Source organism: Mycoplasma cottewii, assembly GCF_024918975.1.
GTDB classification, from domain to species: Bacteria; Bacillota_I; Bacilli_A; order Mycoplasmatales; family Mycoplasmataceae; genus Mycoplasma; species Mycoplasma cottewii.
In genome coordinates this window covers 639,133-664,482 of the sequence record NZ_CP103424.1, presented here as the reverse complement: position 1 = coordinate 664,482, position 25,350 = coordinate 639,133, and the positions used below count along the sequence as shown (strand labels likewise).

The following is a 25,350-nucleotide window of genomic DNA, read 5'->3' as shown; positions in this document are numbered from 1 at the left end:
AATAAAGTCCACCACCTTTGCTTCTTAAATTATACTTTAAAAATTTCTAAAAATTAAGTTATAGTTAAGCATAGTTTGAAATATTTACATCGTTTATAAAAAAAAATAGCTACTAAAAACGTGCTGTTTTTGTAGCTAACTATTAGAGTTAGTGTCATTGCTTGGTTCATATAAAGCGATGTATGGTAGATTTCTGTAATTTTCATCACAATCAAAACCATAACCAACAATATAATAATCACCAATTTCAAAACAATTTCAATCAGGAACAAAATCAATGGTATGATAATCAGGTTTATCAATTAAAGTTACAACTTTAACACTATTTGCTCCTTTATATAAAATGTTTTCTTTAACTTTATTTAAAGTTAATCCAGTATCGGCCATATCTTCAACAATTAAAACATCTCTACCAGATAAATCTAAACTACAATCTAATCTAACTTTAATTGCTCCAGTTGATTTTGTTCCATTATATGATGAAACTGCCATAAAATCCATTTGAATAGGTAAATCTAAGTTTAAAACAAATTCTGTATTAAAAATAGCGCAACCTTTTAATAAACCAACTGTTATTAACGGACCATTAACAGGAGGGTTATCTATATAATATTGTTTTACTTGTTCAGCAACTTGTTTAATACGTTTTTCAATTTGTTCTTTTGTAAAAAGTACTTTTTTAATATTTTTTAAATAATTATTCATTTATTGTTTCCTATCATTTTCAATCTTTTAATTTATCAGTATCACAAATAGCAACATAAGGTAAATTTCTAATTTTTTCTTGATAGTCTAAACCATAACCAATTACAAATTCAGGTTCAATTGTAAAGCATGCTCAATCTGCTTGAATATCAGCAGTTCTTCTGCTAGGTTTGTCTAACATAGTTAAAATTTTTACACTTCTTGCTCCACTGTCTAATAAGTAATCATAAACATATTTTAAAGTTGCACCTGTATCAATAATATCTTCAACAATTAATACATCTCGATCTCTAACATCAGTTTGTAAATCTAAAAGAATTCTTGGTTCTGTTTTTGCCATAGTAGTTCCTTTGTATGATGAAACTACCATAAATTCCATTTCCATTGTTAAATCACAATTCATGCAAAAATTAGTAAAAAATGGTACACAACCTTTTAATAAACCAAGTACAAGTAATGAATTATCGATCATATTTTTGTCTGAATAATACTTTTCAATTTCTTTAGCAATTTCTTTAGTTCTTGATTCTATTTCTTCTTTTGTAAATAATACTTTTTTAACTAGTGGATGTAATTTTTGCATAATATTTTATTCTCCTTATTTATTTGTATTTAAATACATTTCTAGTATTAATTGAGCAGCTAAACCATCTTTATTTTGTTTTTGTTTTTTTCTTGTTAATCCAGCTTCAATCATAATGTTTTTAGCCATGATTGTAGTTCTTCTTTCATCAATTTTAATGATTTGATTTTCTGAATAATTTGGATAAGTTTTTAAAAATAATTCTATTACATAATCAACCATTTCAGCACGTTCTCCGATAGTGTTATTCATATTTTTTGGATATCCAAAAACAATAACTTCTGGAGTATATTCATCTAAAAACGGTTTTAATTTATCAACTGCTTGTTGGAACTCTCATTCATCAAATCTAATTGTAGATAAAGGACTTGCAATAATTCCTTTACTATAAGCTAATCCGATAGTTTTTGATCCAACATCTAATGCTATAACATTTTTTGTCATTTCTGAAATTTATTATCCTTTTAATGTTTATGAAATGATAATATCATAATTTTATTTTTTTGTAATCTCTAAACAAGTTTAAAAAAAACACAAGAACAAGTCTTGTGTTTAAGTTTTATAAAAATTAATTATTTTTTAAGATTGTAGAAAGTTTTTAAACCATCATAAACTGCATTTTTGTCTAATTCAGATTCAATTTGTAATAATCTGTTGTATTTAGCAATTCTATCACTTCTTGACATTGATCCAGTTTTGATTTGTCCTGTGTTGAATGCTACAGCTAAATCAGCGATTGTTGTATCTTCAGTTTCTCCTGAACGGTGTGATACAACTGCAGTTCATCCAGCTTTTTGAGTCATTGTGATTGCTTCAACAGTTTCTGATAATGTACCAATTTGGTTTAATTTAATTAATGTTGAGTTTGCAGCGTTTTTTTCAATTCCTTGTTGGATGAATTTTGGATTTGTTGTAAATAAGTCATCTCCAACAATTTGAACTTTATCTCCAATTTTAGCAGTTAATTTATTAAATCCTTCTCAGTCAGTTTCAGCTAATCCATCTTCGATAGAAATAATTGGGTATTTGTTTACTAATTGTTCTAAATAAGCGATCATTTCATCAGTTGATAATGCTCATTCTTGTCCAGTAACTTCTTCAATTTTCTTGAAGTGGTATTTTTTATCTTCTAAGTATAATTCTGACGAAGCACAATCCATTGCGATCATGATTCCGTCTTTTCCTGCTTTGTATCCTGCTTTTTCAATAGCTTCAACTAATAAGTCTAAAGCAATTTCAGCTGGAGTTTTAGCTTTAAATGATGCTAAATCATTGTTTTCATATGCTCAATTAAAGTTTGGTGCAAATCCACCTTCATCTCCAACAGCAGTAATATCATTTTTAGCTTTTAATAATGATTTTAAAGCTTGGAAAGTTTCTGAAGATCATCTTAAAGCTTCAGTAAATGTTGGTGCTCCAACTGGCATAATCATAAATTCTTGGAAATCGATAGCTGAATCAGCGTGAGCTCCTCCGTTAATAACGTTTAACATTGGAACAGGTAATCTACGAGCTTGAACTCCACCTAAGTATTTGTATAATGGCATATCTAATTCACTAGCAGCAGCTTTAGCAACAGCTAATGAAACAGCTAGCATACCGTTTGCTCCTAATTTAGTTTTAAATTCAGTTCCATCTAATTCGATCATAACTCTATCAATTGTTAATTGATCTTGAGCTTCTAATCCAACTAAAGCTGGTGCAATAATATCATTAACATTTTTAACTGCTTTTAAAACACCTTTACCATTGTAACGAGATTTATCTCCATCTCTTAATTCTAAAGCTTCATTAATCCCTGTTGAAGCTCCACTAGGTGCTTTAGCACAACCATATCCACCAAATTCTGTTCAAACTTCAGCTTCAACTGTTGGTGTTCCACGTGAGTCTAAAATTTCGCGAGCAACAATTTTTTCAATTCTTGACATAAAATAATCCTTTCTAAAATTATTTAAACATACATACTATATTATTATATTATTTTGATTTCTTAATTCAATGATTTTAAGTGTTTGTTAAATATTTAAATTTTCTTATTTCTCTCCTCTGTTTTGTTTTTTATTTAAAGTTTTCATATAATTTTGAAATATTGTTAAAGTTCTTATTTTTCCATAAATAATTATGATTAAAATTAAAGAAAATATATTGAATGTAAAAAAGCTAAATATTAAGAAAAATCTAAATTCAGTTAAATTAATTATTAGCTTTTTCTTATTAAATAAATATAAGGAAATCGCCATTAAACCAATAAATGAAAAACTAAGAACACCATATATTGAGATAAGTAAAATAACACTACTTGTAAGTCTAAAATAAAAAATAAGTAATGATGAAAGTAATAGTATTAATTCTATTATTATAAATGAATATTTAAATATACTAATATAACTAGATATAGTTATGCTTATCTTTTTTCTATTTTCTTGCTTATTCTTTTTTTTATCTCCTCGACTTAATATAAATTTGTTATAGATTTTAATAATGAGTGACACTAAATTATTCGATTTATCATTTTTAGAGCTACTACATAAATACTCTTTCAAGTATTTTTCAACGTTTTCCAAACTTGTTTCAAATTTTTTAGCAACATTTTCCATATTTTCTGGATTATTAGACAAGACATATTCTATTACTTCATAATATTCATCATAGTTGTCTATATGCATATTTTCTTTTTCTCTATATTTCTCATTTTTAGAGTCTGTTATAACAAATTCCTCATTTCCTTTTTCAGTTGCCGCACCTTCTTTAATATAATTTGTTGCTGTTGATTCTCCACTCAAATCAGGTTTAAATGATACAGAAGATGATTTATAAGATTTATAAAGAGGATTAATAAAAAAGCATATTAAATTTCAAATAAAATATTCGAAAGCCATTACAGATATCCATATACAAATAAGATAAAAAGTAACTAATTGAAAGTCATTAATTTTATTAATTTTAAGTAGTATAAAAATAATTGGACAAATAAGAGGTAATATAAATTCTTTCATTATCATTATGAAATTTATTTTTCTTTCTGTTCTAATCAAATGAGTCAAAGAAATAAATCAATATAAAAATAAACTAAAACCTAAAATATTATATAAAATGTACTGCAATAATTCGTGTAAAGGTGGAATATAATTTCTGTCTTCAAATTGAGGAAACTTAGCAAAAAAATAAATTAAAATAATAAATACAAATAATGTTACTATAAGACAAATAAAAACAGGTCATGTAATCTTAAATTTTGATTTAAAGTTTTCTGGCACATTAGAAATAAATAGAGAAGATATGGAAATGATAGGGAAAGCATATATTATTCCGAATATTATGATATTATGATTTGATAAAAAATAATTAAAGGCAATCTCCAACTTTTTTATTGAAGTTATGTTAAACAAAGTAAAAATAGTTAAAAATCCAGATAAAGCAAAAACAAAAAGACTAACAAACAAAATGTAAATGAATATACCTATTAAAGATAAGTAAGTAAAATAAACAAAAATAGAAAATCATCTTTTTAAAATTTTATTTTGGTTAGATTCAGCACAGTATGATATATAAAATCAAGAGTTTTTAGAATAATATTCAACTGTTCTTTTGGCTATGGGGAATAATTCTTTTCTAGGTAGTATAGATTGTTTATTAGAAATTTCTTTATATTTTATCTCATTAATAAGATTTATTACTAAATCAATCAAATTCGAATATTCTTCTACTTCATTTTTTAATGTTTTTTTATAATAAGATTTCTCTATGTCATTAATCAATCTAATAGCATAAATAGGTTTATACTTTAATTTATCAAAATCACTTATAAAATTTGGTATTTTTTCAACGCATATATTACATTTGTGAATATCTTTTTCTTCTGATTCATTTAATAAGATTATATTTTTTAAATTTTCAAGAAATTTTATGGTCTCATCCATTTCTGAATTAAGAAAACTTCTTCTATTTTCTAAGTATTCTTTAAAATTATTAATAGGTTTAAAAATACTCTTTTTACATATGAATATGATTAATGTTAACGCTATCCCGGATAGACCAATTTTTATCCAATTTGTTAGATTATGAATGAACGAACCTCTTTCAGTAAAACCTTGAAGTTTTAATCCACTGTTATTTATGTATTGTTCTCAAATATCGATTGGTGTATTTGAATACAAATTTGTACCTAATAATCTATTTCACTCATCCAGTCAAGTTGGTGAATTCATGCTTAGTGAATAATCAACTCCATATTTTTCACCAACAATTTTGTACAAAACTATGTCATCAAGATTTGTGTGTAAGAAAAGGAATACATATGTAAATATTGATATTAAAACTAGTAAGTGAATTTTATTTTTCATATATCTCCTTTCTATGTTTATGATTAAAACTGCATATTAAATTTTTAGAGTTATCATCTATTTCAGATGTTTTTATTTATATTTAAAGTATTAATTTATATTGCACATTTTAATCAACAATAAAATATTATAGAGCAATATTCTATTGTTTAAACCTGAACTTTTCACAATTTTGTAACTAGTTAATAATAATTATGCAAAACCCTTTTAAATAAAGGGTTTTTATTTTGAAAAACGATAGATTTTTCCTTTAAATAGTGATATAATGTAACTAGTAAAAGGGGATAAAAAATGGCTTTTAAACCGGTTAAAATACCATCAAAAGATATTGTATTTAGTAGAAGAAAAACTGCACTTATGTTTACTACACAACTAAGAAAATTTTTAATAAAGAAAAGGGTTATAGTGAAAACGAAAGAGCGTGTATAGGGATTGTTTCTGATGAAAAAGAAACAATGATGATACCAAATAAAAACTACGTTACCTATTTTGGAGATTTTGGTATTTCTCTTGAAGAAAATGATAGTCAATTCTCAAGAGTTTTATCATTCGGTGCAAGATTAGTTGTTGGCAAAATATTAGAAATGTTAAACATAAATTCAATACTAAATAAAGTTTTTAAAGAAAAACTGATTTAATAAAATCTTTGATTTGCTATTTCATTGATGAACAAAGTTCTACAATTCAACATTATGAAAAATGAGCAAGAAGAAATGCTATTTTTGGAAATAAAATAGATAGCCAATCAACAATTTCAAGATTATTTAATAATGTTTTGACTGAAGATTTGATAATGGAATTCACATACATATGAAACGTTGAATTTCAGAAAAATAGTCTTTCAAGAGATATTATTTTATCTTTAGACTCAACTAACTTTAACACTTATTCAGAAAACATAAAACTTGCTGAATACGGCAAAGCAAAAGTTGATCAAGGATTAAAACAAGTCAACTTAGCTTATGTAATAGACAATGAAACTACAATGCCATTGTTTTATCAAACTTTTTAGGATCTGTTACAGATCAAACACAATGCAAAGAATTAATTAATAAAAGCATAGAATATGGGTATAAAAATCCTACATTAGTTATGGATAGAGGATTTTTAATACTGAAAATGTAAATTATCTTCAAAATGTTGACTACAAATACATAATTATGGCCAAATCAAGAAATAAATCTTTAGACGTTTTATTAGAAGAAAACAGAAATAAGATCAAGGATAATTTTAATTGTTATATAGAAAAATTTGGTTGTTATGGACTAAAACTTAGAACAAAAGTTATTGGTGAAAAGAGCAATTTGTCTACATTTATTACAATGGAGAGTTAGCTGAAAATAAGAAAAAAGCATTTTTCAGAAAAATGCAAAAAGCTAAACAAACTATTTTAGATTCAAAGTTAGACGTTGAATCTTTAAAAAAAGAATACAAAAATTTCTTTGATATTAGTCTAAATGAAAACAAACAAAAAATCATTTCTTTAAAAGAAGATGTATTTGAAAAAGTTCATAAAAATGCAGGTTTTTCAATAATAGTTTCAAACATAGATTCTGATCTAGAATTTATACTTACTCAGTACAAAAAAAGAGATCTTGTTGAAAAAGCCTTTTCAACTGTTAAAACAACTTTTGATTTAAATAAATTCAACGTTCAAGACAGATTAGTTTTAGAATCAAAGATGTTTATTTCATTTTTAGCATTAATTGTTAGATCGTATTTTAGTTATTGCATGAAAGAATTTTTATCTGACAATAGACACCATACAGTGAATACACTGTTTAGTGAACTATCAAAAATGGAACTAGCAAAATTCAATAAAACATATGTTAGTTCATATGGTTTAAGTAAGACTCAAAAAATAATTTTATCTGCATTTAAAATATCTGAAAGAGATATAAATCAATGTACAAAAGAGATTAATAAAAACCTAAACTAGTCACACACTTGTGAAAAGTTCAGGTTGTAAAATAAACTACCTAAATATAATTGATTAAATATTTCAAATTCAATGTAGATGAATATAAAAAAAATAGAGTTTAATAACTCTATTTTTACTATTTAAATTCATCAGGACGTTTTGCTTCTCAAGTACTTGTTTGCGTGTTTTTGAAAATTTTTGTTGGTAAAACTTTTTGTAATTCTTCTCAAGAAGTGTTTTCGTGACCTGAATTTAATAAGAAGTCTGTTCAACTTTTTAGTGATGATACGTTTCAACTAGAAAGATCACCTTTAAATGCACTAGCCTGAGTAAACATATTATTCATAGTAGTTACATTTCTTACATCTCAACTAGATAAGTTTCTATTAAATTTTCTGGCACCATAAAACATTTGATTCATATTTCTTACACTAGAAACATTTCAATTATCAACATTACCATTGAAAACTTCTGCTTGTTTAAACATAAAACTCATGTTTGTTACATTTCTTACATCTCATTGTGATAAATCTCTGTTAAACACCCTAGTTAACTCAAACATTTGACTCATATCAGTTACACTAGAAACATTTCAATTATCAATATTTCCATTGAAACTTAATGCTTCAGAAAACATTAAATACATTTTTGTTACATTTCTTACATCTCAACTAGATAAATCTTGGTTGAAAGTTTTTGCTCTACGGAACATTCAACCCATATCTTTTACATTTCTTACATCTCAACCTTTTAAACTACCATTGAATCTTGATGCAGAAGCAAACATAGCATTCATAGATTCTACTTTAGAGACATCTCATCTTGATAAATCACAATTGAATCAATTTGCTCCACCAAATAATCTAGTCATATCAGTTACATTTGAAACATCTCAGTCACCTAAATCTTGGCTGAAGTTAGTACAATTTTGAAACATACCAACCATACTTCTGACTCTACCTGTTTGTCAAGATGAAATATTATGGTCAAATGCACTTGATTCTATAAAAACACCATTCATAGAAACAACATTTGATGTATTTCATTTTTCTAAATTTTTAATGTTTGCATTACGGTTGGCTCTAAAAGCAGAATCTAAAATTGTAATAAAACTAGGTAATATTTCAGGAACTTCACCAGTTTTGTTATTAATTTGTTCGATACATCATTCACCTTTGTTATTTTTAAAGAATCCAATCCTTGTTAGTATTTCATCATTTGATGAGTATGTTGCTTTTAATCCAAACATAACTTTAATTGATGAAATAAATTTTTTATTATGTTCTTTTCCTGTAATTATTCCAGTGTTACCGTTTATATCGATATTTATACTATTTGGATCTAATTTTCAATTATTTTTTTCTTCTATAGCTTTTAATATTGAATTTATATCATCATTTTCTAATACATCTAAATATTCAGTAGATATTTTAAATGAATTTAGATTAATTTGAATTGAACCATAATAGTTTTCATTATTTATAACTTTAACTGTTGCAACATTATCATTTACAATTACATCTAATTGTTCACGAGTAACGTTAAATAAATTTAATTTATCATGATTTAATTCTCAGAATTTATTTAATACAGTTTCTTTATCATTGTTTTTAAGATCTTTTATTTCTTTTACAATTGCTTGAACTTGACTAAATAATTCATCTTTTGCTGTATAAGTGATTGTGATTGAACCTTGATATTTTTGATGATCAGGTTTTACTTTAATTGTTAATAAACCGTTTTCATTGCTTTCAACATCAAAACTGTCTTTAGTTAATCCAGTTAATTTGTCGTTGTTGCTTTGGATAAATTGACTAATAATTGTGTTTACATCAGTTGGATCGAATTTTCCTAAGTTTTTATTTAAATCTCTAATTTCATTAATTTTAGCTTTAATTGTAAAATTAATTATCACTTCACCTTGGAATTTAGTATTAGTATTTTTTACTTTAACAGTTAATGAGTTGTCTCTTACTTGTCCAACAAGTTCTAGTTCATTTCTAGTTAAACCGTTTAATTTGTCTTTATTTTTTCTGAAAAATTCGTCAATAATTGCATTTGCATCTTTTGAATCAAATACTCCAGCATTTCTATTTAACTCTAAAGTTGAAATATCTTTTTTTACAACTAAACTAACATCAACTGATCCTTGATAATTTTTATTTCCAGTTAAAGTAATTTTTGCAGTGTTATCAGTAACTTGAACTTGTAATTGATCACTAGTAATTTTTACATTTTCTCTTTCAAATAAAGTTTTGTTTAATTCTATAAATCTATTTAAAACAGTTTGTTGATCATTATTTTCTAATTGATCTAGTGTTTTTATTAGATTTTCTAGTGATGAAAATTGCGGAATTACACTTAAATTAATAGTAATTGAACCTCGGAATTGAGCATGATTTTGAATTGAAACTGTTGCAGTGTTTTGACTAACTTCAACTTTTAAATTATTTTTTGTGATGTTAAATGGTTTTAATATTTGTTCATTTAATTCAAAAAATCTATTTAAAACTGTTGTTTGGTTAGTATCAACTAATTGGTTAATGTCTTTTTGTAAGTTCTGGATTGTATCAAATTGTTTTTTCACAACTAAACTAACATCAACTGATCCTTGATAATTTTTATTTCCAGTTAAAGTAATTTTTGCAGTGTTATCAGTAACTTGAACTTGTAATTGATCACTAGTAATTTTTACATTTTCTCTTTCAAATAAAGCTTTGTTTAATTCTATAAATCTATTTAAAACAGTTTGTTGATCATTATTTTCTAATTGATCTAGTGTTTTTATTAGATTTTCTAGTGATGAAAATTGTGGAATTACACTTAAATTAATAGTAATTGAACCTTGATAATCAGCATGATTTTGAATTGAAACTGTTGCAGTGTTGTTGCTTACTTCAACTTTTAAATTATTTTTTGTAATGTTAAATGGTTTTAATATTTGTTCATTTAATTCAAAAAATCTATTCAAAACTGTTGTTTGGTTAGTATCAACTAATTGGTTAATGTCTTTTTGTAAGTTCTGGATTGTATCAAATTGTTTTTCACAACTAAACTAACATCAACTGATCCTTGATAATTTTTATTTCCAGTTAAAGTAATTTTTGCAGTGTTTTGACTAACTACAACTTGTAATTGATTTTTAGTAATTTTTACATTTTCTCTTTCAAATAAAGCTTTGTTTAATTCTATAAATCTATTTAAAACAGTTTGTTGATCATTATTTTCTAATTGATCTAGTGTTTTTATTAGATTTTCTAGTGATGAAAATTGTGGAATTACACTTAAATTAATAGTAATTGATCCTTGATAATCAGCATGATTTTGAATTGAAACTGTTGCAGTGTTGTTGCTTACTTCAACTTTTAAATTATTTTTTGTAATGTTAAATGGTTTTAATATTTGTTCATTTAATTCAAAAATCTATTCAAAACTGTTGTTTGGTTAGTATCAACTAATTGGTTAATGTCTTTTTGTAAGTTCTGGATTGTATCAAATTGTTTTTTAACAACTAAACTAACATCAACTGATCCTTGATAATTTTTATTTCCAGTTAAAGTAATTTTTGCAGTGTTATCAGTAACTTGAACTTGTAATTGATCACTAGTAATTTTTACATTTTCTCTTTCAAATAAAGCTTTGTTTAATTCTATAAATCTATTTAAAACAGTTTGTTGATCATTATTTTCTAATTGATCTAGTGTTTTTATTAGATTTTCTAGTGATGAAAATTGTGGAATTACACTTAAATTAATAGTAATTGAACCTTGATAATCAGCGTGATTTTGAATTGAAACTGTTGCAGTGTTGTTGCTTACTTCAACTTTTAAATTATTTTTTGTAATGTTAAATGGTTTTAATATTTGTTCATTTAATTCAAAAATCTATTTAAAACTGTTGTTTGGTTAGTATCAACTAATTGGTTAATGTCTTTTTGTAAGTTCTGGATTGTATCAAATTGTTTTTTCACAACTAAACTAACATCAACTGATCCTTGATAATTTTTATTTCCAGTTAAAGTAATTTTTGCAGTGTTAGCGCTAATTTGAACTTGTAATTGATCACTAGTAATTTTTACATTTTCTCTTTCAAATAAAGCTTTGTTTAATTCTATAAATCTATTTAAAACAGTTTGTTGATCATTATTTTCTAATTGATCTAGTGTTTTTATTAGATTTTCTAGTGATGAAAATTGTGGAATTACACTTAAATTAATAGTAATTGAACCTTGATAATCAGCGTGATTTTGAATTGAAACTGTTGCAGTGTTGTTGCTTACTTCAACTTTTAAATTATTTTTTGTAATGTTAAATGGTTTTAATATTTGTTCATTTAATTCAAAAAATCTATTTAAAACTGTTGTTTAGTTAGTATCAACTAATTGGTTAATGTCTTTTTGTAAGTTCTGGATTGTATCAAATTGTTTTTTAACAACTAAACTAACATCAATTGAACCTTGATAATCAGCATGATTTTGAATTGAAACTGTTGCAGTGTTACTGCTTACTTCAACTTTTAAATTATCTTTTGTAATGTTAAATGGTTTTAAAGTTTGTTGGTTTAATTCAAAAAATCTATTCAAAACTGTTGTTTGGTTAGTATCAACTAATTGGTTAATGTCTTTTTGTAAGTTTTTGATTGTATCAAATTGTTTTTTAACAACTAAACTAACATCAACTGATCCTTGATAATTTTTATTTCCAGTTAAAGTAATTTTTGCTGTGTTAGCGCTAATTTGAACTTGTAATTGATCACTAGTAATTTTTACATTTTCTCTTTCAAATAAAGCTTTGTTTAATTCTATAAATCTATTTAAAACAGTTTGTTGATCATTATTTTCTAATTGATCTAGTGTTTTTATCAGATTTTCTAGTGATGAAAATTGTGGAATTACACTTAAATTAATAGTAATTGATCCTTGATAATTTTTATTTCCAGTTAAAGTAATTTTTGCTGTGTTAGCGCTAATTTGAACTTGTAATTGATCACTAGTAATTTTTACATTTTCTCTTTCAAATAAAGCTTTGTTTAATTCTATAAATCTATTTAAAACAGTTTGTTGATCATTATTTTCTAATTGATCTAGTGTTTTTATCAGATTTTCTAGTGATGAAAATTGTGGAAGATCATATCTAAAGTCAACTTCACCAATATAAAAAATAGAATCAACTTTTGCCTTAACTTTAACAATTTTTTCTTGTTCATTAATTTGAATATCAAAGTTTTGTTTAATTTTTTGAGCATTAAAATCTTTGTTATTTAAAACATCTCTTTGAACTAATATTTCAACAACTTTTTCTGTACTACGAACTGAAAAAACACCAAGATTTCGACTCTCTTCTTTTATTAGAGAATCTATGTTTGGTTTGTTAAATTTTAATTCTACTGAACCTTTAATAAATTTACTTTCTTTTTTTGCTGTGATTTTCACACTAGGAATCTTTTTATTAAATTCCATTGTAACATCTTTGTTTTTTAATTGTGTGAATTGCTTATCCTTTCTTGATAAAAGTAATAAGAAATTTATTTGACTCAATATTTTTGTTTCATCTTCAGTATATAAAATACTTAAAGAACGTTTGTCTTCTGGAATATCATTGCCAAGATTAATAGTTTTTGCGTCTAGTTTTCTTTTATTATGTAACACTCCCACTGTTACTCCGGCTGCCGAACTAGATATAACTACTAATCCTGCAATAATGCTTAATAATTTACCTTTTCTTGCCATAATTAAATTTTATAATTTTTTTTTTTGGAAACATAAACACCATAAAAAGAAACTAATAAACTAAAATATAGCAGATAAAAAACATTAAACGAACAAATAACAAGATATATAAAGCATAATTCAAAAGAAGCGATACTTAAAGTTGTTGGTGAAAAAATAACACCGCCACCCCTTTTTGATATAAGTCAAGTTGATATTAGTGTTTTTTAAGCGATAGTTCTGATTATAATATCGGTAAATCAGGTGTAGATATAACGCTCAAGTTGTTGTTCTTCTTTGTTATAAATAGTTGATATAAAAAAGATTGGATGATCCAATCTTTTTTTGTCTTATTTTTTATCTTTGATTTGTTGAGTTAACATATCAATAAATTCTTGAACTAGTACAGTGATTTGTTGTTCACTTCCATATCTTCTATAAGTAATAGTATTATTTTTTACTTCGTTATTTCCTAATACTAATTGATAAGGAATTTTGTTTGTTTGAGCATCACGTATTTTGTAACTTAATCTTTCATCTCTTAAATCGATATGAGATCTAACAAATTGTTTTTTTAACATTTCAAATACTTTATTTGCATATGCTTGACTATCACTATTAACTGGAATAATTTCAACTTGACGTGGAGCTAATCATACTGGTAATACTCCTTTAGTTTGTTCTAATAAAATAGCTACAAATCTTTCATAAGTTCCAATTAATCCACGGTGAATCATAATAGGACGAACTAGTTTTTGATCTTTATCTACATAAGATAAGTTAAACTTCATAGGCATTAAGAAGTCTAATTGAATAGTTGAAACAGTGATTTCATGATTTTGAGCAGTTTTGATTTGAATATCTAATTTAGGTCCATAAAAAGCAGCTTCTCCAATACATTTTTTGTATTTTAATCCTAAATCTTGTAACACTTTTTCTAAACTTGCTTCAGCATTATTTCACATATCATCATCTTGGAAGTATTTAACTTTATCTTCAGGATCTCTTAAACTTAAACTTAGATAATCTATTTCAATATTAAATGTTTCTAATACTTCACTAATTAATTTATAAGTTCTTCTGAATTCTTCTTCAATTTGATCTGGACGTGAGAATATATGTGAATCAGTTAATTTCATACCTCTAACTCTTTCAAGTCCAGTTAATGATCCACTTGATTCAAAACGGTGTTGAATAGCGTGTTCACAAATTCTTAGTGGTAAATCACGATAACTTCTTTGTTCTTGTTTATAAACTGCAATATGATGTGGACAGTTCATTGGTCTTAAAATGAATTGTTCTCCACTTCCTTTACCACCATTAAATGGTTGGAACATATCTTCTCCATAATGATCTCAATGTCCACTAGTTTTGTATAATTCAACTGATCCAATTGGTGGAGTTTCTACTGGAATGTAATCATATTCTCATTCTTTTTCACGTAAATATTTTTCAATTTCATTTTTAAGAATGTATCCATTTGGTAATCATAATGGTAATCCTGCTCCAACTAAATTATCAAATCCAAATATTTTTAATGATTTGTTAATTGTTCTATGATCACGACTTCTTCTATCTTCTAATAATGCTTTTTTCTCATTTAATTGTTTTTCTGATATTGCACATAATCCATGAACTCTAGATAACATTAAATTGCTTGCATCATTTAATCAATATGATCCAGTTAATTGTTGAATATCAACTGCTTTAATTTGTTTGAAATCTAATAAAATAGCATTTTCTAATACCATTGTAAAATCATTAATTGAATATAGTTGAACATAATTAAATTTTTCATTCATTTTTTCAGCTAAATGTAATTGATATTTATTATCTGATAAAAGTTTTTTAGCTTCATCTAAACTAACTTGTTTTGAACTAATCACTAAATCTGAAGCTAAAATTTCACTTACTTTTTTTTGAACTTGTTTTAATTCATCTAAAACCATTCTAGGTTCTAGTTCAAATGTTGTTGAAAATTCCATTTCATCATTATTAAATAAAACTTCAGCTAATTTAGCGTTTACTTTTAATTGTTTAATAGCATATGCAGTAATAAATCCTAGTGTTGAGTTTAAAACTAATTCATAGTTTTTATGTTTAGCATCAATTAATTCTAAACTACAATCTTTATCAACAACATATTCTAAATCAACTATTTTTTTATCAACTTTAGCAGCAATTATATTTTTAGAATAACTACCTAAAATTGATTGAGATAATTCTTTAACTTTCATAGGACTAGCAAATTCTTTTACTGAATTATCTAATAATATAATTTTCATAATATTTCTCCTTTAAAAAACAAAAAACTCCTAGTAAAAAATACTAGGAGCGAAAAAACCGCGGTACCATCCTAATTCATATAACGATAGTTATATATCTTAATTTATGCTTATCGCGCACTACGTAGTGTTTTTGATATGGTAGTAATTTTAGCTATCCACTTTGACTCTCACCAACCGTCAACTCTCTGTAATGTCTTTACTAAAACCGTGTCCATAACACTAATTAATATTAAATTTATACAATTAATTTTACATATTAGATAAATTAATATCAATTGTGCGAAGTTTTTTTTTTTTTTTTAGAGAGTAAAATATAGTCTAATTTTTGTAAATTTTTAGAGAATATATGATATCAATAATAGCTGATACAAATATTGTTTTAACTTCTTCAGTTGGTTCTAAAATTGGATCTTACATAATAAAAGATCTGACTGATTAGGCATATAAAACTAGAGAAAAAATAATCGAACTAATTAAATAAAAAAACCTAACGTTAAAATTGATTTTTCTAAATTAGAACTAGATATACAAGATAATAAATTTAAAAAGTGTGATTTTAATAATCACACTTTTTTAGTCAATATAGTGGAACAATCTTAAATTCATTTGCAGACACTTTTTATTTTCTATTACTTAACCATATTATTAATTTCATCTAATCAATTAATATTTGATTGAGCTATTTTTTTTCCTATTAATTTAGCTTCATTTAAAGTTGTATTTTCAACTTTAATAAAATCATTATCAAATATAAAAGATAAACTTGCAAATTGAGCTGAATCAGTTAATCTAAGATCTTTTAATTGTTCTAAACCGTATTGTTTAATTACGTTATTATATAAATTATGTTTTTACAAAAAATAATCTTTTATTAGTTAATGTTAATAATCAAGCTTTATTTTCTATTCCTACAACTAATAGATCAATAATTTCTTCATCATCAAAAAACAGATTAACTAAATCATTAAATTCTTTTTTATTAACTAAATCTAAATTATTAGATAAATTATTTTTTAAATCATTAATAATGCTTTCTTTTGATTTCATGTCTACTCCTTATTAATATATTACATAAATATTAGGTTATAAAAACCTTTTAGAAATTATTTTAAATGATCAATTTGCTATTACACTAACAAAAAATAATATATTAAACATTCATAAAGAAATGCTTAAACTTACTAACTTTTTTCATTTATCTAAATTTAAAAAAACTCAAAATCATATACAAAAAATAACCAAAATTGATGAAAATACTTACACTAAAGAAATAATATTCACTCCTTTAGAACCTTTTCAAACTCCAACAGCTATCAAACAAATTTGTGATGAATTTAATAAATATAATAATTCAATAGATCCATTATTATTGATTCCTATTTTTATACATGATTTTTTATGTATTCACCCATTTAATGATGGTAATGGTAGAGTTAGTAGAGTGTTAACAACTTTATTGTTATTACAAAATGATATTGATATTGCTAGATATATTTCAATTGATGAAATGATATATAAAAACTTAAAAGAATATTATGATAGTTTAGCATTATCAAGCCAAAATTGAATAGATAATAATGAAGATAAATTATTTTTTATAAAATACTTTTTAAAAATAATATTGTTAAGTTATGAACAATTAAACAATCTATCTAATATAAATAATGAATCATCAGCTATGAAAATAGTTGTTAACGCTGTTAAAACTAAACTAGGAAGTTTTACTAAACAAGATATTGTAGATTTATGTGTTTCAATAAGTGTTAGTTCTGTTGAACAATGTTTGTCAACTCTTGTTAAAGAAAATAAAATAGCAACAAAAAATTCTGGTAAAAATACAATTTATTATGCTTTAGATATTTAGATAATAATTGAACTTAAAAAAGACCTGGCAATTATTTGTCCTACTCTCATTTTAATAAAAAATGAATATTTTTTTTCAACGATTTATACAAAATAAAATTATAAAAGTTAAAGGAGAATTTATGAAAATAATTGGATTTTGAAGAAGAGTAGCAATAGGTTTTTTAACAACATTATTAGTTGCAGTTACAGGTGGAATTTATTTAATTTTTTTAATAATTGCTTTTATTAAAGGAAAACCTAATTTAGCAATGAGAGCACTTGATACAACATATAGTAATCCAAATAAAATGTTTAGTTTATTTATCTTTTCATTACTATCAATTTTAATTCACGCAACTGTTATAGGAGCTATTATTGATCTTTTTAGAATTATTATGAAAAAAGGTACATTCGCTGAAAAATGATCAAATAACTACTATATTAAATCAAACTAAATCTTGGATTTTAAAAATCTTGGAAATCCAAGATTTTTATTTTTTTAAAGTTAAATAACAAGATTTTTTTATGTTTTTAATTTAAATAGTAATATAATATTTTTTGTAAATATTTAAAAGGAAGATAAAATGAATAGATTATTAAAATTATTATCAACATTATTAACTGTAAGCTCATCATCAATTCTAACAACTAGTATTGTTAGTTGTACTGTTTCAAATAATCAAAAAGTAAATGATGAAACTAAAAAAGATGATGATTCTAAATCAGATGGTGAAGCTAATAACAGTGATCAAAGCAGAGATGACTCAAACAATCAAAATGGTAATGAACCTAAAACAGATGATGAAAATAACAACGTAAATCCGACTCCAAATGATAACGATCAATCAGATAGATCTGATGAAAATCAAGAACCCAATTCTGATAAAGATGGTGATTCAAACATTAATCCAGGTAATGATAACAGAACAGATGACGAAAACTCTAATGTAGATCCAACACCAAATGAAGAAACAAAGCCAGATGAATCAAATGATAATTCGAATGACGAATCTTCTTCTGATCCGAATCCAAACAAAGTTATTGATCTAAGTAAAATTTCAGATTTAAATGAATTAAATAACGTTTATTTCAAACAAACTATTGATAATTTTAAAGAGATAAAAAATTCTAAGACAAACATAGAAAAAATGATCTTAAATAGAGACTTACCTTCTAATTTCTACTCACATAGTGATTTTCATTTAGATAAAAGTGAAATTATTTTAGATGAACACGATAATAAAAGTGTTTCATTAAAACTTATGAATAAAAATGGATCAGAAATTTCAAATTCTGAAATTAAATGATATCAAAGAACATTGGTTCCTTATGACAAAGTTTTTGAGGTTAATCAAAATAATGATAAAGAAGTTACTTTTAATTTATTAAGTGGTGGAGAAATTCAATGAAAAGATAATACTGATCCAGATAGATTAAGTGCTCAAGAAGCCACTCAAGCTAAAATATATGCTGAGTACAAAGGTTATTTATTTTCAGCTAATGTTAAAGTTTTACATAAAGCTTATAGTGATTTACAACATAAAAACAATCTTGCAATGCAAGAAGCTAAAAAAATAGTTGATCAACACAATTGAAGAGAATTACCTACTTTAGAACGTTTAAAACAAGCTTATAAATGAATAACTAAAAATGTTGAATACGATTTTGATAAAAGAAATTTATTCGAAAATCAAAATGCTCATACAGCATTGATCGGAAGAAAAACAGTATGTACTGGTTATGCTAAAGGGTTAAAAATGTTATTAGAAGAACTTGATATTCCTTGTAAATTTGTTGAAGGAGAATCTACAAGAGAAAATGGAGCAAAACACGCATGAAACCAAGTTCAAATTGATAATAAATGATATTATGTCGATGCTACATCAGATAGAGTTGATAAAAATAAAGGTCAACAAGAAACAGAGTTTATTTACTTTTTAAATACTGATGATGATTTTTCTTTAACTGATAGATTTACTCGTAACAATGATAATAAAGATGCTCATTTAAGAAACTTACTTTCTAAAAATTTTGTTAGTACAAAAGAAGATTTTATCGGATTTATCGATAACAACTATAATGTAGAAACTAAAAAAATAGATAGTTTTACTATTTATATTCCAAATGGTGATGCTAATAAAAACAAAAAACCAGATTTCAGTGTTGTTCATAATGCAGTTAAAGAAAGAGGAAATTTTGATTATGAATCAAAACAACTTTCTTCTATAGGTTCATTTTATGTTTTTAGATATTCTTTCCCTCAAACTCCTAAAACACCAGATCACCAATTTAAAGAAGTTGACGTTGTGAATATCAAAAAAATAGATGATAAAAACTCTATTGAAGTTGAATTTGATCAACAAGTAGATGGCTTAAATGCTAAAAACTTCAATATAACAAATGCATTAATTAAAAATGTAGAACAAAAAGGTAAATCATATATTTTAAACTTACACCATTTTAATTCATTTGGTAATGTAAAAGTAAAACTTGAATCAGTAAAAAGAAAAGATTATAAATTTAATATTTCAAAAGATTTATTAGTTGAATTTAATTTAACTAAACAAAATTTACCTAACATTAAAGCAAAAATAATTGATGATAAAAAAGTTCAATTAATAAGTGATGATAAAGACTTGCAATATAGTTTTGAATATTCAAAATGAAGTGATGTTAAAAAAGATCTTATTATTGAACTACCTGCTCAACAAGGAAAATTATTTGTAAAAAGTAAAAACGATTTAATTGCCGAAACTAAAACAATTGAATTTTCTAGATTGAGTTTATCAGACAATCAATTAAAAGTATTTAATAACTCTATTGTTGGAGTTAATGATTCTATGGAATATAGAGAAAAAAATACCAGTTCATGAAAAGCTATAAATAAAAATAAAATAACTAATTTGAAAAAAGGTTCAACTTATGAAGTTAGATACAAAACTAAAGATCTTGTATTTGCTTCAGAATCAGTATTTGTTACTATTGCTTAAAATTACATATTAAAAAAATCAAGATCATTTCCGATCTTGATTTTAATTTAGTCCAGTTGATTTAGCATTAACTATTGATAATCAACTATTAAAAGAGTGATCTAGTTCTTCAACGCTTTCAGCTTTATCTATAACAATAAAAATGATATCTTCTTTTTTAAAGTTCATTTTTTGCATATATTCAAAAAACTTTTTATAGTTTTTCTTAGTTTCTAAATCTTTTTTAAAATCTCAAATACTTTTTGAAAAATCTAAAGATTTTAAAAGTAATACTGGAATTGAATCAGGAGAATAAACTGCATTTTTAAATGATACTCCAATAATCATTAATCCAGATTCTTCAGCTTCACTAACTTCGATTCAGTTATAAGTTTTTCTTGTACTTAGAATTCTTTTAACTTTATTAGAATCTTTGTTTTTAGCATTTAAAATTTCTCTTCAAGAAAAACCTGATTTTGCTCCTCATAAAGCTACAATAACACCAATTATTCCTAAAATAAAAATAATAACTATCAATCATACTGGCATATTAGTAGATGCTTTATTTACATTATTTGTTTCAGTTAATAAAAACATTATTTATAACCTCTTAATTCTTTTCTTTCTGCGTCTCTTTTTTTGATAGCTTCTCTTTTATCGTATTTTTTCTTTCCTTTAGCTAAAGCAATTTCTAACTTAATATAATCACGTTTAAAGTAAAGTTTAGTTGGAATAATAGTTAAATTTTCTTGTTTTACTCTATTTAACATTCTAATAATTTCTTTTTTATGTAACAATAATTTTCTTGTTCTTAAAGGTTCTAATCCTTTAATATAATTAGAAAACTCATATTTTTTAACATTCATGTTTAAAATATAAGCTTCTTGTTTTCTAATAATTATAAAAGATTCATTAATAGAAACATCATGATTTCTAATTGATTTAACTTCAGGACCAGTTAGTACCATTCCTGCTTCATAAGTTTGAATAATTTCATAATTAAAATAAGCTTTTTTATTTTTAGTAATTAAATGTTCACCCATTTGATCACCTCTTTTTATTATTGTACTAAAACAAAATCAATAGCTCTTTTTTTAACATCAGCATTAATTAATTTAACTTTAACTTTTTGACCCATTCTATAATAAGTATTATCAGGTTTAATTAGTATTTTATTTTCTTCATCATAAACTAAATTGTCATCCATATTAGAAATATGAACTAAACCTTCAACCATATTATCTAATTGAACAAACATTCCAAATTTTAGAACCGCAGCAATAGTTCCAGTGTATGTTGAATTAACTTTATCTGCCATAAATTCAGCCATACATGCTTTAATAACTTCTCTTTCACAATCAACACTAGTTGTTTCAGTTTCATTAATAATGTTGCATGCTTTTGTAATAAAGTTTTGATTAGATTCTAAAACAAATTTTCTAGTATCTTTTTCTAAAAGATATTGTTTTAAATAACGATGAACCATTAAATCGCTATAACGTCTGATTGGAGAAGTAAAGTGTGTATAACATTCACTAGATAATCCAAAATGACCAATATTTTCTAATCCATACTTAGCTTTATCCATGTATTTTAATAGTGAAATATTTAATAATTCTACTTCTACTGGATCTTTAATTTGTTTTTCAATTTGATTTAAAGTACGGTTTATATTTTTTGGATCTAACATTTCAAGTGGAGTTAGTTTTGGATCGATTCCAAATGATTTTAAAGATTGATATCAAGTAATTAATTCTTGTTCATCTGGTTTTCCGTGATTTCTGTAAATAAAAGGTAGTTCTTTTTCATAAATTAACTCAGCAACCGCTTCATTAGCACTTACCATAAATTGTTCTATTAATTTTTCAGATTCTCCTGTTGTTCTTGCTGTAATATCAATAACTTTAGAATCTTTATCCATAATGATTTTAGGTTCTCTTACTTCAAAATTAATTGTTCCTCTTTTAACTTTATATGCTTCAATTTTTTTATAAAGTTCATAAGCATTATCAATCATTTGTTTACTTTCAACATCATGATTTCAAGTTTTATTTTCAAAGTACTCATTAACTTCTTTATAGTTTAATCTAAATTTAGAAATAATAACTGTTTCATAAACTTTCTTAGTCAACATAATTCCGTTACTATCAAATTCCATTTCACAAGCCATAGCGAATTTTTTAGTGTTTGGATTTAATGAACATAAATCATCAGATAATACTTTTGGAAGCATAGGTATTACTTTATTAGCTAAATAAGTTGAATTACCTCTAAATAAAGCTTCGTTATCTAAACTAGTTTTAGGTTTAACATAATAACTAACATCAGCAATAGCGACATAAAGTTTATAGTGACCATTATCTAATTTTTCAACACAAATAGCATCATCTAAATCTTTAGAATCAATTCCATCGATTGTTACTATCATCTTATCAACTAAAGAATTTTTTTGACGTTTTTTTAATTCATCAGTTTGTTTATCAACTGGTATGTTTACTAGTTCAGCATCTTTTAAAGTATTGTGATTGAATTCAGTTTTAATTTCAAATTCTTCAGCAATAGCAATAATTCTATCACTTGCTTTTCTAATATCACCAACTACTTTTTGTAGTCTGATAAAGATTTTTCTATCTTTAACATTAATGATTTTTGCTTTAATTAATTGATATTCTTCATATTTAAATTCAGCTTTATTTAAAATTACAAATCTAAAATTATCAAATGATTTATCAGTAGGAATAAAATCTAAGAATTTTTTATCATATGATCTAACTATTTCACCAATTAAAAAGATTTTTTCTCTTTTTATTAGTTCACAAATAACAGCTTTAGTTCTATTATCTTGATCATCAACAACTGTATAAACAACTTGATCAGTTCCAAAACAACCATTTAAATCAACAGGTGCAACAAAATAATCTTCTTGATCTTCATTTAATAAGTCATTAACAAAACCGAATCCTTTTGGATTCAATTTTAAAATACCTTGTTTATACTTATCATCTATTAAATAGATGTGATTAGAATTTGAAATTGCTATTTTATTTTCTTCAACTAAATTATCTAAACTGTTTTTAACATCAACATGATCAATTGTTTTAAATTTAGATAATAATTTATCTAACATAATTTTATGATTATGTTTTTTTAATATCTCTATAATTTTAGATTCCATAATTTCTCCTATCTATTAATAATAAAAAAGAAACACTATACAAGCATAGTGTTTGTGATAATACAAATTGTTAAAGCTAGTATGAAAAATATAATCCCTAAACTTAACATTCACATAGATAATGTTTTATCTAAACCACGTTCTTTTGAGTTAGAAAATAATTCTTCATTACCCCCGTTTAAAGCACTAAGTCCAGTTTGAGATTGTTTATTTTGAATTAAACCAACAAAAATCATTATTATTGAAATTATCATAGCTAATATTTCAAAAGCTAATATTATTTTTCTACCAATTTCCATAGTATCTGCTGAAACTAGAAACGATAACATAAATTCACCTCGCATAACTAATATAATGATATATTAAAAACATACTAAAAACAAAGTAATAATTAATATATGTTCTTATTATTTTTTAGAATAATGTTTTTTAATAAAGAATGTTGTACCAACAACTATCGCAATAAATAAAATTGCTGCCGAACTTGATACTCCTACTATAAACGCTTTAGATACTTTACTTAAGGTTCTATTTTTAGCTTGAATTACTACAAATTTAGTTTCACCTTTTAAATGAGTAGAATTTTTTGTTGCTTTAATTTCTACTTTAATAGCTGATATTGTTTTGTCTCTAATAAATTCTATTGTGTAGTCAGTATCTTCTTTAACACCAGGTCTTAATTGTGATAATTTGTTTTTAATTTGATCTTTAACTTTACTTTGATGATCATTTATTTCTTGATTGCTGTAAAGTTTAAAAAATGTTTTACTTTTTAAAACTTCAACATTACTAAAATCAATTAAATCAATAGGAAATTGATAATTGTTTCAATTAGCAAATTCATTTAAAGTTAAAGCATTTAATCTTTGAAGATTTATATTTTTAAATTCATCATTATTTCAGTTTTTATAACCGTTTTGTTTTGCTGCATCAATAATTAATTGTCCATTTTTACTTTCATTAAAATCTTTTAACGGTTTAACATTTTCATCAGAACTTACTTGTAAATAAATTTCATTTGTTTTTACTAAATTTGAAGTGTGTAAAGTAAATGACATTTGAACTAAATAACGTCCTTGATAAGCTGATAAATTATTAGTTGGAGATAGTTCTAAACCTGATTCATTTATTTCAATACCTTCACCTTTTGATTTTCAATTTTCATCTAAAGCAAATAATGTTGCTTTAAAACTATCTTCTTTATTAACTTCTTGAATTTTTAATTTAATATTTTTTGATGAATAACTATATGAAACTCATTGACTATCAATCTTTTTATCATCTAATTGAACTTTTAGATTTTTAAATTTCTCATCTATTCCATCAATATCAATTTTTAAACTAGAATCAATTAATTTTTCAGGTTTAATGTTGATTGTTACTTTTCCTTCTTTATATCTAGTACTTCCTGTTTTTACTTTTATACGTGCAGTTTGTTCAGTTATTTGATCAAATTCTAGATCATGTCAAAATAACTTATCTTTATTAGCTGAATTACCATCAATTACAGCTTTTTGAATAGAAGCAATTGTATTATCTTTAATTTCAAATCCTTTTTGATTATCGTTGTTTCCTGTATTTGTAATAACTTGATTTATATCTAATGTTTTACTTTCACTTTTTAAAATAACATTGTTATTGTTATTGTTAGGCTTGATATTATTTGTTAAAAAGATTGTGCTTAATGGAGCAATAAAAACTAAACTAGATAATAATAATTTTTTATTCATGCTAAAACTTCCTTAAATACTTTTATTTATTAATTATATAAGTTAAAAACAAGAGTGATTAAAATTAGATAAAAAAATCAAGAT

The 25,350-nt window shown here is 24.5% G+C and carries 21 protein-coding genes; 7 read left to right on the top strand and 14 right to left on the bottom strand.

Going from position 1 to position 25,350, the window contains the following annotated elements; all coding sequences use genetic code 4:
• Positions 1–135: 135 nt before the first annotated feature.
• The 5 genes from hpt (NX779_RS02810) to NX779_RS02790 form a co-directional block, all read right to left on the bottom strand.
• Positions 136–705: a hypoxanthine phosphoribosyltransferase gene (gene hpt / locus NX779_RS02810; protein WP_259429911.1), complete on the bottom strand. Its 570-nt coding sequence runs from the start codon at positions 703–705 to the stop codon at positions 136–138.
• Positions 706–715: 10 nt separating this feature from the next.
• Positions 716–1,288 (bottom strand): hypoxanthine phosphoribosyltransferase, encoded by a 573-nt coding sequence (hpt, locus tag NX779_RS02805; protein WP_259429910.1) that lies wholly within the window; start codon positions 1,286–1,288, stop codon positions 716–718.
• A gap of 15 nt (positions 1,289–1,303) precedes the next feature.
• On the bottom strand, positions 1,304–1,732 hold the full coding sequence (gene ruvX, locus NX779_RS02800; RefSeq protein ID WP_259429909.1) for a Holliday junction resolvase RuvX: 429 nt from the start codon (positions 1,730–1,732) through the stop codon (positions 1,304–1,306).
• A 128-nt stretch (positions 1,733–1,860) separates the two neighbouring features.
• On the bottom strand, positions 1,861–3,216 hold the full coding sequence (gene eno, locus NX779_RS02795) for a phosphopyruvate hydratase (RefSeq protein ID WP_259429908.1): 1,356 nt from the start codon (positions 3,214–3,216) through the stop codon (positions 1,861–1,863).
• 105 nt (positions 3,217–3,321) lie between these two features.
• Entirely contained in the window at positions 3,322–5,631 is a 2,310-nt protein-coding gene (locus NX779_RS02790) for a hypothetical protein (RefSeq protein ID WP_259429907.1), read from the bottom strand.
• Between the two features lie 455 nt (positions 5,632–6,086).
• On the opposite strand from NX779_RS02790, the gene NX779_RS02785 reads away from it, so the two are divergent.
• From NX779_RS02785 to NX779_RS02770, 4 genes are all read left to right on the top strand, one after another.
• Complete coding sequence (locus tag NX779_RS02785) at positions 6,087–6,269, top strand: hypothetical protein (protein ID WP_259429906.1); 183 nt, start codon at positions 6,087–6,089, stop codon at positions 6,267–6,269.
• Between the two features lie 8 nt (positions 6,270–6,277).
• Entirely contained in the window at positions 6,278–6,643 is a 366-nt protein-coding gene (locus NX779_RS02780) for a hypothetical protein (RefSeq protein WP_259429876.1), read from the top strand.
• 148 nt (positions 6,644–6,791) lie between these two features.
• Positions 6,792–6,965 (top strand): hypothetical protein, encoded by a 174-nt coding sequence (locus NX779_RS02775; RefSeq protein ID WP_259429905.1) that lies wholly within the window; start codon positions 6,792–6,794, stop codon positions 6,963–6,965.
• A complete protein-coding gene (locus NX779_RS02770) occupies positions 6,944–7,570 on the top strand; it encodes an IS1634 family transposase (protein ID WP_445738811.1) in 627 nt (208 codons plus the stop codon). Before NX779_RS02775 ends, NX779_RS02770 begins: the two co-directional genes overlap by 22 nt.
• A gap of 118 nt (positions 7,571–7,688) precedes the next feature.
• On the opposite strand, the gene NX779_RS02765 is transcribed toward NX779_RS02770, so the two are convergent.
• The 4 genes from NX779_RS02765 to NX779_RS02750 all read right to left on the bottom strand — a co-directional run bounded on the left by NX779_RS02765 (position 7,689) and on the right by NX779_RS02750 (position 16,594).
• A complete protein-coding gene (locus tag NX779_RS02765) occupies positions 7,689–10,523 on the bottom strand; it encodes a BspA family leucine-rich repeat surface protein (RefSeq protein WP_259429903.1) in 2,835 nt (944 codons plus the stop codon).
• Between the two features lie 1,392 nt (positions 10,524–11,915).
• Positions 11,916–13,280 (bottom strand): hypothetical protein, encoded by a 1,365-nt coding sequence (locus tag NX779_RS02760; RefSeq protein WP_259429902.1) that lies wholly within the window; start codon positions 13,278–13,280, stop codon positions 11,916–11,918.
• 329 nt (positions 13,281–13,609) lie between these two features.
• Positions 13,610–15,544 (bottom strand): threonine--tRNA ligase, encoded by a 1,935-nt coding sequence (gene thrS / locus NX779_RS02755; protein WP_259429901.1) that lies wholly within the window; start codon positions 15,542–15,544, stop codon positions 13,610–13,612.
• Positions 15,545–16,390: 846 nt separating this feature from the next.
• Positions 16,391–16,594: a hypothetical protein gene (locus NX779_RS02750; protein WP_259429900.1), complete on the bottom strand. Its 204-nt coding sequence runs from the start codon at positions 16,592–16,594 to the stop codon at positions 16,391–16,393.
• A gap of 28 nt (positions 16,595–16,622) precedes the next feature.
• On the opposite strand from NX779_RS02750, the gene NX779_RS02745 reads away from it, so the two are divergent.
• The 3 genes from NX779_RS02745 to NX779_RS02735 all read left to right on the top strand — a co-directional run bounded on the left by NX779_RS02745 (position 16,623) and on the right by NX779_RS02735 (position 20,382).
• The gene (locus tag NX779_RS02745) at positions 16,623–17,411 is read left to right on the top strand and encodes a Fic family protein (protein WP_310795083.1); all 789 of its coding nucleotides are present in this window, start codon (positions 16,623–16,625) and stop codon (positions 17,409–17,411) included.
• Positions 17,412–17,532: 121 nt separating this feature from the next.
• A complete protein-coding gene (locus NX779_RS02740; protein WP_259429899.1) occupies positions 17,533–17,847 on the top strand; it encodes a hypothetical protein in 315 nt (104 codons plus the stop codon).
• A gap of 129 nt (positions 17,848–17,976) precedes the next feature.
• Complete coding sequence (locus NX779_RS02735) at positions 17,977–20,382, top strand: MAG6410 family transglutaminase-related lipoprotein (RefSeq protein WP_259429898.1); 2,406 nt, start codon at positions 17,977–17,979, stop codon at positions 20,380–20,382.
• Positions 20,383–20,424: 42 nt separating this feature from the next.
• On the opposite strand, the gene NX779_RS02730 is transcribed toward NX779_RS02735, so the two are convergent.
• The 5 genes from NX779_RS02730 to NX779_RS02710 form a co-directional block, all read right to left on the bottom strand.
• Complete coding sequence (locus NX779_RS02730) at positions 20,425–20,958, bottom strand: hypothetical protein (RefSeq protein WP_259429897.1); 534 nt, start codon at positions 20,956–20,958, stop codon at positions 20,425–20,427.
• Positions 20,958–21,404, bottom strand: a complete 447-nt coding sequence (gene smpB, locus NX779_RS02725) for an SsrA-binding protein SmpB (protein WP_259429896.1) — start codon at positions 21,402–21,404, stop codon at positions 20,958–20,960. Before smpB ends, NX779_RS02730 begins: the two co-directional genes overlap by 1 nt.
• Positions 21,405–21,421: 17 nt before the next feature.
• Entirely contained in the window at positions 21,422–23,536 is a 2,115-nt protein-coding gene (gene rnr, locus NX779_RS02720) for a ribonuclease R (RefSeq protein ID WP_259429895.1), read from the bottom strand.
• A gap of 35 nt (positions 23,537–23,571) precedes the next feature.
• A complete protein-coding gene (gene secG, locus NX779_RS02715; RefSeq protein ID WP_259429894.1) occupies positions 23,572–23,865 on the bottom strand; it encodes a preprotein translocase subunit SecG in 294 nt (97 codons plus the stop codon).
• 78 nt (positions 23,866–23,943) lie between these two features.
• Positions 23,944–25,266 (bottom strand): hypothetical protein, encoded by a 1,323-nt coding sequence (locus NX779_RS02710; RefSeq protein WP_259429893.1) that lies wholly within the window; start codon positions 25,264–25,266, stop codon positions 23,944–23,946.
• Between the last annotated feature and the right edge of the window lie 84 nt (positions 25,267–25,350).